The sequence below is a fragment of the Pseudonocardia hispaniensis genome (assembly GCF_042658695.1).
In the GTDB taxonomy this organism is placed as follows: domain Bacteria; phylum Actinomycetota; class Actinomycetes; order Mycobacteriales; family Pseudonocardiaceae; genus Pseudonocardia; species Pseudonocardia hispaniensis.
The window spans coordinates 334,208-347,205 of sequence record NZ_JBHSQW010000025.1 but is presented as its reverse complement, the minus strand read 5'-3'; the positions used below and the strand labels follow the sequence as shown (position 1 = coordinate 347,205).

The 12,998-nt window shown below is 72.5% G+C and carries 13 protein-coding genes; 4 read left to right on the top strand and 9 right to left on the bottom strand.

What is annotated here, in order from left to right; genetic code table 11:
• Nucleotides 1–333, bottom strand: a 333-nt coding sequence (locus ACFQE5_RS12275) for a universal stress protein (RefSeq protein WP_379584998.1), incomplete at its 3' end; no start/stop codon positions are given.
• A 69-nt stretch (nucleotides 334–402) separates the two neighbouring features.
• Nucleotides 403–855: a CBS domain-containing protein gene (locus ACFQE5_RS12270; RefSeq protein ID WP_379584997.1), complete on the bottom strand. Its 453-nt coding sequence runs from the start codon at nucleotides 853–855 to the stop codon at nucleotides 403–405.
• A 322-nt stretch (nucleotides 856–1,177) separates the two neighbouring features.
• On the opposite strand from ACFQE5_RS12270, the gene ACFQE5_RS12265 reads away from it, so the two are divergent.
• Nucleotides 1,178–2,089 carry a universal stress protein gene (locus ACFQE5_RS12265; protein WP_379584996.1) on the top strand — a complete coding sequence of 304 codons (912 nt, stop codon included), beginning with the start codon at nucleotides 1,178–1,180 and terminating at the stop codon, nucleotides 2,087–2,089.
• A gap of 11 nt (nucleotides 2,090–2,100) precedes the next feature.
• Here the strand turns inward: ACFQE5_RS12265 and ACFQE5_RS12260 are convergent, their stop codons facing one another.
• A complete protein-coding gene (locus tag ACFQE5_RS12260; RefSeq protein ID WP_379584995.1) occupies nucleotides 2,101–3,159 on the bottom strand; it encodes an AAA family ATPase in 1,059 nt (352 codons plus the stop codon).
• A gap of 395 nt (nucleotides 3,160–3,554) precedes the next feature.
• Between ACFQE5_RS12260 and ACFQE5_RS12255 the strand changes: the two genes are divergently transcribed.
• Nucleotides 3,555–3,734 (top strand): hypothetical protein, encoded by a 180-nt coding sequence (locus tag ACFQE5_RS12255; RefSeq protein ID WP_379584994.1) that lies wholly within the window; start codon nucleotides 3,555–3,557, stop codon nucleotides 3,732–3,734.
• Nucleotides 3,735–3,748: 14 nt separating this feature from the next.
• Here the strand turns inward: ACFQE5_RS12255 and ACFQE5_RS12250 are convergent, their stop codons facing one another.
• Both ACFQE5_RS12250 and ACFQE5_RS12245 read right to left on the bottom strand, forming a co-directional pair.
• Nucleotides 3,749–3,958 (bottom strand): hypothetical protein, encoded by a 210-nt coding sequence (locus tag ACFQE5_RS12250; RefSeq protein ID WP_379584993.1) that lies wholly within the window; start codon nucleotides 3,956–3,958, stop codon nucleotides 3,749–3,751.
• 124 nt (nucleotides 3,959–4,082) lie between these two features.
• Nucleotides 4,083–4,346, bottom strand: coding sequence for a hypothetical protein (locus ACFQE5_RS12245; RefSeq protein WP_379584992.1), 264 nt, complete (start codon nucleotides 4,344–4,346; stop codon nucleotides 4,083–4,085).
• A 157-nt stretch (nucleotides 4,347–4,503) separates the two neighbouring features.
• On the opposite strand from ACFQE5_RS12245, the gene ACFQE5_RS12240 reads away from it, so the two are divergent.
• A complete protein-coding gene (locus tag ACFQE5_RS12240; RefSeq protein WP_379584991.1) occupies nucleotides 4,504–4,782 on the top strand; it encodes a hypothetical protein in 279 nt (92 codons plus the stop codon).
• Between the two features lie 20 nt (nucleotides 4,783–4,802).
• Here ACFQE5_RS12240 and ACFQE5_RS12235 read toward each other — a convergent pair whose 3' ends face one another.
• The 3 genes from ACFQE5_RS12235 to ACFQE5_RS12225 form a co-directional block, all read right to left on the bottom strand.
• Entirely contained in the window at nucleotides 4,803–7,385 is a 2,583-nt protein-coding gene (locus ACFQE5_RS12235; protein WP_379584990.1) for a helix-turn-helix transcriptional regulator, read from the bottom strand.
• Nucleotides 7,386–7,494: 109 nt separating this feature from the next.
• On the bottom strand, nucleotides 7,495–10,188 hold the full coding sequence (locus tag ACFQE5_RS12230; protein ID WP_379584989.1) for a LuxR C-terminal-related transcriptional regulator: 2,694 nt from the start codon (nucleotides 10,186–10,188) through the stop codon (nucleotides 7,495–7,497).
• Between the two features lie 229 nt (nucleotides 10,189–10,417).
• Nucleotides 10,418–11,143 carry a FadR/GntR family transcriptional regulator gene (locus tag ACFQE5_RS12225; RefSeq protein ID WP_379584988.1) on the bottom strand — a complete coding sequence of 242 codons (726 nt, stop codon included), beginning with the start codon at nucleotides 11,141–11,143 and terminating at the stop codon, nucleotides 10,418–10,420.
• 184 nt (nucleotides 11,144–11,327) lie between these two features.
• Between ACFQE5_RS12225 and ACFQE5_RS12220 the strand changes: the two genes are divergently transcribed.
• Nucleotides 11,328–11,834, top strand: a complete 507-nt coding sequence (locus ACFQE5_RS12220) for an inorganic diphosphatase (protein ID WP_379584987.1) — start codon at nucleotides 11,328–11,330, stop codon at nucleotides 11,832–11,834.
• A 68-nt stretch (nucleotides 11,835–11,902) separates the two neighbouring features.
• Here ACFQE5_RS12220 and mtnA read toward each other — a convergent pair whose 3' ends face one another.
• Complete coding sequence (mtnA, locus tag ACFQE5_RS12215; protein ID WP_379584986.1) at nucleotides 11,903–12,928, bottom strand: S-methyl-5-thioribose-1-phosphate isomerase; 1,026 nt, start codon at nucleotides 12,926–12,928, stop codon at nucleotides 11,903–11,905.
• Nucleotides 12,929–12,998 lie beyond the last annotated feature (70 nt).

The window sequence follows — 12,998 nt, the reverse complement described above, 5'->3', positions numbered from 1 at the left end:
CACGCGGTCGCCGCCCATCATGCCGACCACCAGCAGCGCCGCCCGGTCCGCGGCGTCGAGCAGCGCGTTCAGCGGCTGCTCGACGACCCGTTCGGTATGCATGCTCACGTCGGGTGCCTGCCGGAACGCGACCGTGTAGGCGCGGGCGAGGATCGATGCGACCCTGCGGCGTCCGATGGTGTCGGTGGCGTACGGAGCGGCATGCACGATGGTGAGCGGCAGGTTGCGCGACCGGGCCTCGGCGACCGCCCAGCGGACCGCGCGCAAGGCGGTTTCCGTGCCGTCCACCCCGACGATCACGCCGGGGTCCTTGTGTTCCTCAGCCTTGTTCACGAGCTGCTCCGATTCAGGCGCTGACAGGGTTGGGGCTTCTCGACGCGACAGGGCATGCCGCGCCGGGGCTCAGCCGGGTGGCGTGGCTGCGGTGGCCTCGGCGAGGGAACGGATCAGGTCGGTGGCGGTGACCAGCCCGACGAGCTGCTCGCCCTCGGTCACCAGGACCGCGTCCACGCCGGTGACATGCATCCGTTCGGCGGCTGCGGAGCGGCGATCGGTGGTGTGCAGGGTCGGTGCGGACCGGCAGAGCGCGGCGACGAGGGGAGGGGTGGACGAGTAGCGGGCCATGTTCGCCGGGATGTGGGCGAGCAGATCCCGTTCGAGGACCAGGCCGCGGCAGCCGGTGTGGTCGATCACCGGAAGGTGCCGGACGCCGGTGCGGGCCATGAGCCCCAGCGCGACGAACGCGTCGGTATCGGAGGTCACGCCGACGAGCCGCCGGGTCATCAGGGCGGCGAGCGGCGGGTCGTCGTCGAGGGTCTCGGGCGGGGCTCCGAGACGGGTGTGGTAAGCCGACATGAGACCTCCTCGGTTCGTCGCTCCTGCCCAGGGTGGCGGCCGCGGCGGCGGGCGGGCAGGGGGCGGACGACCCCGCTGGGCGTGCGGCCGGCCCGGCCGGCCGGGCCTTTCGGCCCTGTCCGGTTGCACGGCCCGCGGTGTCGTCACGAGGATCGGGTCGGCACGAGAACGGGGACGTCGTCCGGGGCGAGGTCCTTGGGCCCGGTGGCGGTGGGCGCACGGCCCTGTCACCGTGGGGTGGCCCGGTTCAGACTGGGACAGGACCCGGTCGGATGAGCGTCGGATGAGCGTCGGATGAGCGCTGTGACGGGAGGGCGTTGCCGTGGCGGAGGACCGCACCGATTCCCGGGCGATCGTGGTCGGGGTCGATGAGAGCGACTCGGCGCGCGACGCGGCCGAATGGGCCGCGGACGTCGCGTCCGTGTGGCGGGCCCCGGTGAGCCTGCTGCACACCGTCGGCGGCGAGCGCGGCGCGGCGGGCGTCGAGCCGGGCTGGCTCAGCGAGCTGCGGCGCATCGCCGAACGCGTCGGTGCCGATCCGGTCGAGACGCACGTCGTCGCCGGTGACGTCGCCGAGGTGTTGCTCGACCGGGCGGCGGGGGCGCGGCTGCTGGTGGTGGGCAGCTACGGCGAAGGCGCCGTGGCCGGGATGCTCGCCGGCGACACCGCGTTGTCGCTGCTGGCCGCGTGTCCCTGTCCGGTGGCGGTGATCCGAGGGAGAGCCCCGGGAATCGCGCCACCGCGCGGCGGCCCGGTCGTGGTGGGGGTGGACGGTTCGCCCACCGGCAACGCCGCCCTCGAGTTCGCGGCAGGACTCGCCGAGGCCGTCGGGGCCCGGATCGTGGCGCTGCACACCTGGGCCGACGTGACCGCAGACGAATCCGGCCAGATGCGCCGTGTCGACCAGGACTGGGACGCGCTGGCCCAGCAGGCGGGCGTCGTGCTCGACGCGAGCCTCGGGCCGGTGCTGGAGCGGCATCCCGGCCTGCAGGTCGAGCGCGCGGTGCTCGGTGACAACCCGCTGCGCGCACTGCTCGCGCGGGCGAACGAGGCCCGGATGCTGGTGGTGGGCCACCGCCGCGCCGCCCTGCCGGAGGGGATGCGACGGCTCGGTTCCACCAGCAAGGGCCTTGTCGAGTTCGCCGGCTGCCCGGTGGTGATCACCCCGCCGTTCGCGGGCCCGGAGGGCGACGCCGGTCGCGCAGCGGAGCGGTCCGCCCAGCCGACCGGATGACCTCGTCGGACTCAGCCGGCGGCGGTGCGGGTCTTCGCGACGGTGAGCAGGACGGCGGCGTCCTCGACGGCCTCGAGGCTGTGCGCCACATCGGGAACGATCAGCAGGTCGCCCTGCCTGCCGTCCCAGGAGTCGGCGCCCGCGACGAGGCGTACCCGCCCCCGCAGGACGTGCACGGTGGCCTCGCCGGGGCTCTCGTGTTCGGCGAGGGACTGCCCGCCGCGCAGCGCGATCACGGTCTGGCGCAGCACCCGTTCGTGCCCACCGTGGACGGTGCGCGCGCTGCGCCCGCTGCCGCCGGCCTTGGCCAGCTCCAACTGCTCCCGGGCCAACGCGTCCAATGAGATCTTCTGCACCGGATCATCCTTGTCCATCCGCGGCTCAGCCGACACGATCCCACCCGCGGGGCAGCCCTCGGTGCGCTGGTGCAGCACCTCGACCTGGGCGAGAGTCAGGTGCAGACCCGACTTCTCCAGCAGTGTCGCCGCCTCCGCGACAGAGAAGCGCAGCCGGTCGCAGCGCAGCTCCCACAGCCGGCCCGCGAGACGCAGCCGGGGGAGGGACAACGGCGGATCCAGCCGGCTGGAGAGGATCAGCTGAACCTGGCCGGGGCGGTTGCGAAGGAAGATTCCGAGGCCGTGCAGCGCCTCGGGCTCGACGAGTTCGTGCACGTTGTCCAGGACCAGCCGGATCGGCCGAGGTAACGAACGGAGGGCGTCGACGAGTTCGGCGAGGAACTCCGGCTGGGCGCCCGGACGCCAGATCCAGGGGGCGTGCAGGGGGCTCGACCGCGGCACCGACTGGCAGCCGGCGACCGCGGCCACCACGGAGGACCACAGCCGTCGTGGGTCATTGTCGTCGCGCTCGAGGCCCACCCAGGCGGTTTCCGTTTGGGTGCTTCGCAGCGCCCAATCCGCCAGCAGGAGGGTCTTGCCGTACCCGGCGGGGGCACAGACAAGCCCGATGTCCTCGCCGTTCTGCGCGTCGAGATCAGCCCGCTGCGCACGCCGCTCCACGAATTCCGGTGGGAGGCGTGGAACCGTGATCTTGGCACGCGGAACCAGCGGCATGAGAATTACCCCCCCAACCCCTCCGGCGACAGCTCGTTGCGCTCCACCGCCCCCCGAATCAGTGCAGATGTGACGGGCCCACAACAGGCGCCGTCGAGAGCGTGCCTCCCCGGAGGGGGGATGGCATAGGGAATGTATTGCGGCGCCGGTCACGATAGAGCCGTCCCTTAATTGTGTCCACCCTACTCTTGAGGCTCCCTCATATCCAGCAATTCGTACTTGCCACACAAATCGCGGAACGGATCGCGCCATGTGCTGGCCACCTTCATCCGGATCGGGCGATGACGCGCCGAGGGCTGCGGCGGATCGTGGGCGGCTGCGCCGGGTCCGGGCCGAGGCGTCGGCGGCCGGTTGGGAGGCGGATTGCGATGGGGCGTGCACGGTATGAGGTCCGGGTGAGCGGCCGCTTGTCGGAGCGCGCGCGGTTCGCGTTCTGCGACCTGCAGGTCCAGGTCATCCCATCACAGACGATCATGTTCGGTGAGCTGGCCGAGGCGTCCGACCTGTGCGAGGTGCTGGCGCGCTGTCGCGCGATGGGCCTCGAGGTGGTCTCGCTGCAACGACTGCCGGGTTGACGATGCGCGTCGGCTCACGGCCGCGCCGGTGTCGTCGCCTGGTCGATCACCAGCGCCAGCCGGGCGAGGAGCTGCTCGGCTTCGGCCGTCGTCAGCAACCCGTCCGCGACTGCCGCCCGGACCTGTTCCTCGAGCAGCCGCAGCAGCCGGGTGGACCACGAGGGGGCCTCTGCCGAGCCGGCTTCGGGCACGGGCCGGGGCAGGGCGGACGACCGTGTCACCATTGTTCTTCAGTATCGGCCGGTCGGTGGTGCCGGCACCACCCGGCTCGGGTGAGTGTCCCGGCCGCCGGCCTGATCGGCGGCCGACAGTGACCGCCCGGTGTCTGACTGTCCGGTGTCCGCGGCGTCAGTCCGCGAACCAGATCTCGGCCAGATCCGTCGCGGCCAGGCCCTCGTCGCGCGCAATGCGTCTCAGGGTCTCTGCCAATTCGAGCGACAGCGCCACCGTGAGGTCGCTCAGCCCGGTGGCGCCCTCCTCCCGGGCGAGCTGGTCGACGAGGTCGTGCAGGCAGGCCAGCCCGCGCTCGAAACTGTGGTCGTCGGACAGCACGGCGCGCATCGCCGCCAGGACCGTGTCCTGTGTGGTCGGCTCACGGAACGGGTCGCTCACACTCACCTCCTCGCGGCGCGACGATGACGATGTAGGACAGCGGCCACCCGATGATGAGGTGACTGTAGTCTTTCCCCGCGCGCTCGCTCGGCACGCGGGGGCCGGTGTAGCTCGGTAAGGTCACATGATCGCGACTCGGCCCCGGGAGGAGCGCGAGGTGGGTGAGGAAAGATCGGGTCAGGGCGAATCGGTCGACCTATACCTGCGGAGACGGGCCTACGAGTCGTTGTACGCGGTTCTCTGTGCTGACCACGGGTCGGACGGGGCGGGCAGGGCGCGGGACGTCGCCCGTGCGGTGCTCGACGAGGCCGGCATCGAGGGGCTCGCCGGAGTGAGTGTCGAGCTGTCGTTGAAGCTGGCCGCCGCCCTGGAGCGGATCGCCGCCGACCAGGGACTGGCTGCGGCGGATCTGGCCGAGATCTGGTTCGGGGACTGACCCGTGGTGACCGCCGGTGATCAGTTCAGCAGTCCGCGTTCGAACGCCGCCGACACCGCCGTGCGCCGGCTGCTCGCGCCGAGCTTGCGATAGACGGCGCGGACGTGGGCGCGCACCTCCTCGGCGGGCAGGCACAGCGCCTCCGAGATCTGTGCCACCGACAGCGCCGACGGTAGCCGCGCGAGGACCTGCACCTCCGTCTCCGTCAGCCGGGCGGTGGGCGGCCGGACGCGTCGCCCGGCGGCCAGGGCGCGCAGCGCGAACGGTTCCGCCGACCGACCGTGACGGAGATCCTGTCCGAGGAGTTCGCGGGCCCGCGGCTCGGCCATCGCGAACGGCCGCACGATGTCGAGGGTCGCGCCCGTCGACAGCGCCGTGCGCAGCGCGTGCCGCGCCGTGCTCATCTCACCGGCGCTCACCCCGGCGGCCGACTCCACGAGGAGCGCCTCGATGACCGTCGGCGGCTGCACGGCCGGGGCGGACCCGTCCAGAAGCGGCCCGACGAGGGAGCGGGCCTGGCCTTCGCGGCCCGCGGACAGCGCGGCCCACGCCCGCATCAGCAGCACTTCACCGGAGGGACCGACACGCTCCGTGAGCCAGTCGACGACCGCATCGGCGGCGGCTGTGTGGCCCAGCGCCACCGCCGCGCGATGTTCCAGCACCGCCAGGGCGCCCGCCTGTTCGCCGGTGAGGCGAATGGCGCCCAGGTTGGCCCGGGCGTGTCGCATCTCCTGAAGCCCTCGATGGCGCATCCCCAGATCGAACAGGGCCGCGCCGCGCACGACCCGCAGGGCGAACTCGACGCGCGGGCGCAGCACGGGTCCGCCACACCGCAGCGCCTCGGAGGCATGCCAGCGTGCCTCGCCGGGCGCGGCCCGCAGCAGCGCCGCATAGGCGAGCATCCATCGACTGGCCGATGACCATGGGGAGCGCTCCCACCCCTTGGCCGCCGCCACGGCGACGGCCAGGCCCGCGGAGGTCGTCATCGCGGGGTAGTCGCCCGCGAGACCGGCGCCGGCACCGAGCAGGGCCCGGCACTGCATTTCCAGGTAGCCGAACCCGTGCTGCGTGGCCAGCCTCAGGGCCTGCCGTAGCGCGGCGTCCCCGGCACCGGGGTCGGCGTCGACGAACAGCCGGCCGCCACCGGCGATCGCAAGGGCCAGGGCGGTCCATTCCGGGGTATCCCGCTCGCCGTGCTGACGGCTGATCGGCGTGGGGGAGGCGGCCAGGTTCGCGTCGGTCGCGGCGGTGAACAGCTCCGCGGCCGACCGCAGGATCGACAGGTGTGGACCTGGCCGAGCCGGCCACAACCGCGTCGCCTGGTGCAGATCCGCGTGCGTCGCTGCCTCGCCCGCCTCGACGTGGGTGAGCGCGCAGCAGAGGGCGAGCCACGGCGCACCCGCGACAACGTGCGGGCCGAGGTGCGACAGCGCGCGGCGGAGCGCATCGTGATGCCCATTGACCAGCAGCTCGCCGGTGAACCGCCGGATGAGCTCCGCGAGCAGGAGGTCGTCGCCGCCGTGTGCGGCGCGGTCCAGCGCGTCCGCCTCGGCGCCCTGCCGGTGCACGGCCCGGCCGGGTGGATCCGCGGCCCGCGACCGCCGCGGCGATCGGTACCCGGGCAGGTACGTGGCCAGCAGCGGAACGACCCGATAGTCACCGGTGGGCAGCCGCGTGACGGTCCCCGTGGTGCGGGCGAGCCGATCCAGCAGCACTCCGGCGTCGGCGCGGCCGCTGAGCCGAGCGGCCAGACCGGTCGAGACCGCGTCGCCGACGCTGATCGCCGACAGGAACTCCCGGTCCGAGTCGGGCAGAGCGGCCAGCGCCTCGCCGACCAGGAAGTCGGCCATGGGATGGTCGTCCCCCGCGAACCGGGCGAGAAACGGCTCCGGGTCGGTGCCGTTGCGCAGCACGAGCGAGGTCAGCCACACGCCGGTCGGCCATCCGTTCGTGCAGGCGTGAACCGCCCGGGTCTGCGCACGCGTCAGGCGCAGCCCCGACCGGCACAGCACGGCGTCGGTCTCGTCCGGTGAGAATCGGAGCTGGGCGGCGCGGATCTCCTCCTCCCAGCCCGCGGACCGCGGTCCGCCCTGCGCCAGCGGTGGGTCCAGGCGGCTGCACAGAATGAGGCGGACCCCGGCCGGCCGGGCCGCGACGAGCGCCTCCAGGCCCCGCAGGGCAGCGGGGACGACGAGCTCATGGACGTCGTGCAGGACCAGGGTGACCCGCACCGGCAGGGCGTCGAGCACGTCGGCGAGGTCGGCCACGAACGCGATCGCCGGCGACACCGGTGGATCGAGCTCGTCGAGGGCGCCGGGTGGCACCGCGGGACAGGCGCGGAATGCGGCGAGGACGGCCGACCACAGTCGGCGTGGATCGTTGTCGTCCCGGTCGAGGTTGACCCACGCGGTGCTCCCGGGCCCAGGGCCGGTGCGGACCCAGTGCGCCAGCAGCGCGGTCTTGCCGAAACCGGACGGGGCGCAGACCAGCGTGGCGCGGTCACCGTCGTCCCGGTCCAGCGTGGTGAGCAGGCGTGGACGGCATACGAGCGCGTTCCCCAGCCTGGGCACCTCGATCCTGGACCCCGGAACCGACAGCCTCATCGTTCCTCCGCTCCCGACGGCGAACCCGGTCGTCGCCGAGGTTCCGGGAGCGGGGATGACCCTGGTTCATCCCGCGGGGATGAGGCCTCGCGCGGTCCCGGGTCCTGGTTCACAGCAGCCTCAGCTCGCGCGCTCGTCGCACGGCGTCGCGCCGACCGTCGGCGCCGAGCTTGCGATAGACCATGCGCTGGTGGCTCTTCACGGTGTTGACGGACAGGTACAGCTCCGCGGCGATCTCGGCGTTGGTGAGCGTGCTGGCCATGTAGCGCAGGACGACCTGCTCCCGCTCGGTCAGGGGTTCGATGGGCTTGGCGGGCGCGGGCGGGTGGGGGCCCCGGCCGGACATCCGGCGGAGCAGGTCCACAGCGAACGCGGTCGCTGCGGTACCGGCCTCGATCCGATCGGTGAGCAACGCCCGAAGCTCCGCCGACTCCACCAGGAAGGGCCGGCGAATACCGAAGGGAGCGGCCGCGAGGAGGGCGTCCTCGAGCCAACTCAGGGCCATCGCGTCGTCGCGGGCCGCCGCGATGAGCGCACGCAGCACGCCCCCGTTCACCTGGTGGCGCACCGATGTCGGCGCACTGGGACTCACCGCGTGCTCGGCGGCCTCGACATCGCCGGCGGCGAGATACAGCCGACCCCGAGCATGCGCGATCTCCGGCGTGACGGGGCCGCGCAGCCCGCTCAGCAGCTCGCCCGCCCGCCGGAAATCGCCGGTGCGGCGCACCAGGTCGGCCTCCACCTGTCGCAACCGGTCGGCGAGAACGGGCGTGGTGTCCGTCCGCCCGGACGCCGCCCGCAGACCGGCGAGCGCGCCCTCGACATCACCGGCGTCGGCCCGGCGAAGCGCCATCAGCGCGGCTGCCGCGAGTTGGACGTGGGGCTCGGGCGCGACCGCCTCGACCTCGACCACCCGGGCGAGCCAGCGGTCGGCCTCGGCGGGCTCGGCCCGGTCGAGTGACACCCGCGCGAGTGCCAGGTAGGCGCCGACCGCCTGGGCCGACACGCTCCAGCCCGCCTCGGCCGCGCACTCCGCCAGCGCGTTCGCCTCCGCCTCCGCGAGGGTGAGATCACCGTGCTCGCAGTGCAGCAGGGCCAGCTGGGCCGCGGCATTCAGGTGTGGACGCAGCAGCCCGCCGCTGTGGCTCGTGTCCAGGGCGGCCCGCAGATGCTTCTCGGCCTCGATCATGTCGCCGGTCCACAGCTCCGCCGTGCCGGCGTTCCCGAGCACGATCAGCGGAACCACGTCCCAGGCGGCGAGCCCGAGCCCGGCGAGCACCCGCGGGTCGTCCGGGACTCGGCGGGCGGCCGCGGCGACCGCCGCCAGGTCGCCGCGGGTCCGGGCGATGCCCATCTCGATCAGGTCCAGGATGACCCGCAGGCGCGTCCCCCGGCGAGCGGGCAGGCCGGCCTGGCCCGCCCGTGCCGCGGCCGTCAGCTCGCCCACCTCGACGCTCGACCCCTGCAGGATGCGGGCCCCGGCCAGTGCCGCGGCGAGTTCCGGATGACGCAGCAGCGTGTCCCGGGGTACGCCGGACAGGAGCACCTCGACGTCGCGAGCGCTGCCCCGGATCAGCAGTGCCACGACGTTGATGCCGGCGAGATCGGCGGCGAGCGACCAGAGCCCGCCGCGCAGGGCGTGTCGGAGGGCGTCGAGGGGCATCGAATGCCGGCGGTGCCACTCGGCAGCCCGCCGGTGGAGATCGCGAAGCGTTCGGCGATCGGTGATCCGGGCGCGCAGCACGTCCGCGATCAGCCGGTGCAGCCGGTACCAGCGGCCGGCCGGGCCGATGGCCTGCACGAACAGGTTCGACGCCGCGAGTTCGGTGAGGGTCGCAGCACCGGTCTGCCGTCCGGTCAGCGCGTCCGCCAGATCGGCGGACACGAGGTCGAGGATGCTGACCGTGACCAGGAACTCGAGCAGTTCCGGTGTCAGCCGGTCGAGCACCTCGCTCAGCAGATAGGCGGCCACCGCGTGGTCGTTCCCGGAGAACGCATCGACGAACGGGGCCGGGTCGACGGCGTCACGCAACTCGAGCGCGGCCAGCCGCAGCCCGGCGACCCAGCCCTCGGTCCGCTCGATGACGCGGCCGAGGTATGCCTCGTCGAGTTCCACCCCGAGCTGCGCGAACAGTGCTGCGGCCTCGTCCGCCCGGAAGGCGAGCTCGGCGGCGCGGATCTCGGTGAGCACACCCTCGAGACGGAGCCGGTGCACCGGCCACGGAGGATCCCGGCGCGTCGTGGCGACGAAGCGCAGCTCCGGCGGTGGGCGCCGGACCAGCCGTAGCAGGCTCTCGTGGACGGCGGGCGAGGTGAGCTCGTGGAGGTTGTCCAGGACCAGGACGACCGGTGTGCCGCGCTCGGCCAGCGCGGCGGCGAGCTGCCGCGGTACGTCGTCCACATCGGTGTCCGTGGCGGCGTGGCGTATCTCGGACGCCGTCCGCTCGCCGACGACGGGGGCCAGGGCGGTGGCCACCGTGCTCCAGAAGGCGCGCACGTCGTCGTCCGCGGAGCTGAGCGTGATCCACACCGCGGCGCGGCCTGCGCCGCCGTCCGCCAGCCATGAGCTGACCAGCACCGTCTTCCCCCAGCCCGCGGGCGCGGCGATCAGCGTGCACGGGTCGCCGAGGCAGGCGGTGAGCACGGTGTGCAGGCGGGTGCGGGGGACCACATGGGTGACGACGGGGACGGTGAACTTGACATCCGCGGTGCCCGGCCCCGCGGCGACGGCGGGCCCGGTGCGACCGTTTCGCATGCCGCGGTGGGCAGTCAATCGGCCGCTGTGGTTCGTGGCGGTCGCCATCGTTGCACCTCAGTGGCTGTGCCGGCGGAGCTTGATTCGAGTCAACTGGGAGCCGGCGGCAACGGCTAGGGCCGTTGGCACCTTCGGGGCGCGTCCGATCGGGCGAAGCCACATCAGTGCGGAAACGAACGAGCCGGACCGGTGATCAGATGTCTGAGGGCCGATCTCCCCCTCGGTCGGCGTCTCGGATCGACAGTGCCGTTGAGACATCCGAGGGGTGGTGAACGCACTACGGCCTTCCCGGCTCGTTCGACTCGGTCGGCGACAGCACCCCGTCCGCGGAGCCGGGCGTCGTGCGCCACCATTCCTCGACCCCGGCGATGTGCACCGTCGCCCATGCCCGCGCGACCTCGGGCTGCCGCGACGCGATCGCGTCGTAGATGGCCCGATGCTGCTCCCTGATCCGGCGCGCGGCGCCCTCCCAGGTGAGCCCGTGCCAGATCCGGGCCCGCGCCGCCGGAGCGGACAGGCTCTCGAGCAACGAGCGGAGCACCGGGTTACCCGAGCCCGCGGCGATTCGCCGGTGGAAGTCCAGGTCATGGGCGACGAGCGCCTCGACGGTGGGCTCCGCGCCCAGCCCGTCGAGCACCTCGCGCAGCGCGACGATCTCCGCGTCGGACATCGCCAGCGCGGCCATCGCCGTGGCCGCGGGCTCCAGGATGCGCCGGACCTCCAGAAAGCTCGGCACCGTGTCGTCGCGGTGGAAGTCGACGACGAAGCCGAGAGTGTCCAGCAGCAGCGCCGGCTCCAGGCTGGTCACGTACGTGCCGTCGCCCTGGCGGACATCGAGCACCCTGATCAACGACAACGCCTTGACCGCCTCGCGCAGCGAGCTGCGCGACAAGCCCAGCCGCTCGGCCAGATCCGCCTCCTTGGGCAGCCGATCACCCGGACCCAGCTCACCGGAGACAATCATCGCCTTGATCTTCTCGATGGCTTCGTCAGTAACCGGCACACCCGCTCCCGCGCATCACATCCGACCCCTCTCGCGATACTCGTTCGGTGAGCGAAGGAGTACCAGGGTGAACCAGGCACCCGGGATCCCGTCCCACTCCTGCAGATCATGGTTCGTGTGGTGCCGCACCACCCCATCGTGAGTACGTTGTGTGCACCGCCGATCGCCTGGAGGGAGGCGGACGATGGAGTTCGACGTCGTGGTCGAGATCCCCAAGGGCCATCGCAACAAGTACGAAATGGACCATCGGACCGGGCGGATCCGCCTGGACCGGACATTGTTCACCGCGACGTCGTATCCGGCGGACTACGGGTTCATCGAGCACACCGTCGCCCTGGACGGCGATCCATTGGATGCGATCGTGCTGGTCCCCGAGCCGACCTTCCCGGGGTGTGTCATCGGTTGCCGGGCGATCGGCATGCTGCGGATGCGGGACGAGAACGGCCAGGACGACAAGGTGCTGTGCGTCCCGGCGGCCGATACGCGCCTGGAGCATCTGCGCGACATCAGGCACGTCCCGGAGTTCGACAGGCTGGAGATCCAACACTTCTTCCAGGTCTACAAGCAGGTGGAGCCGGGTAAGGCGGTGGAGGGCCACACGCACTGGGTCGGTCGCGACGAGGCCGAGGCGGAAATCGGGAACGCCTACCGGCGGGCGGACCGCCCGAGGGCGCAGTCGGCTGACGCGTGAGTGGTGCACGGGTCGCGCCGTGGCACGTGCGCCCCTCAGGGACGCTGCGCCTCGGGCGAGGTGCGTGGCTAACCGGCATGCTGCGCTGGCAGCGGCCTGTGGGCGGGAGTCTCGTTGTCCGACAAGTCGATGGTTCGCTGATCGGTGACGATGGCCGTGATGAGATCGGCCGGCGTGACGTCGAACGCCGGATTGCGTGCCGTGGTGCCGTCCGGGGCGGTCTGCACCCCGTGGAACGTGCAGACCTCCGCGCCGCCGCGGTCCTCGATCTCGATCGCCTCCCCGCTGGGGGTTCGAAGGTCGACCGTGGTCTCGGGAGCGACCACCAGGAACGGGACGGATGCGCGCGCGGCGGCGAGGGCGAGACCCAGGGTCCCGATCTTGTTCGCGGTGTCGCCGTTCGCGGCGATCCGGTCGGCACCCACCAGCACCGCGTCGATTCCACCGCGGATGATCGTGATCGGGGCGGCGGAATCGACGATGAGGTCGTACGGCGCGCCCATCTGCCGTAGCTCCCAGGCGGTCAGCCGGGCCCCCTGCAGCAACGGGCGCGTCTCGCAGACCACGGCCCGGTCCAGCCGGTCGTCGCTGTGCAGTTTCTCGATGACGCCGAGCGCCGTGCCGTGCTCGACGCTGGCGAGGGCACCGGTGTTGCAGATGGTCAGGACCCTCAACCGGGATCGACCGGGCAGCAGCCGGTCCAGCAGGTCCGTCCCACGGCGGGCCATGGCGCGGCACGCGGCGATGTCGTCGTCGCGCACCCGCAGGGCGGCGTCGAGCGCGGCGTCCGCACCGCCGCGCTCGAACGCGGCCAGCGCGACGTCCACTCCCAGGGCGAGGTTGACCGCGGTGGGCCGCGCGGCGCGCAGCGTCGCGATGGTTTCCCGGGCCCGTTCTGCGGGGAGGTTCCGCACGGCGAGGGCCACCCCCATGGCACCCGCCACGCCCAGCGCGGGTGCGCCCCGGACCGCCAGCCGCTTGATGGCGTCCACCAACTCCTCGACGGCATGGATGTCGAGAACGGTCACCGTCGCGGGGAGGGCCGTCTGGTCGATCAACCGGATGTGCCCGGAGATCCAGTCGATGGTGCGCATCCCTCACCTTCCCGCGTGACCCGCTGCACAGCCGAGGTTGTCGGACAACTGGGTGCCCGTCAAGATGTCA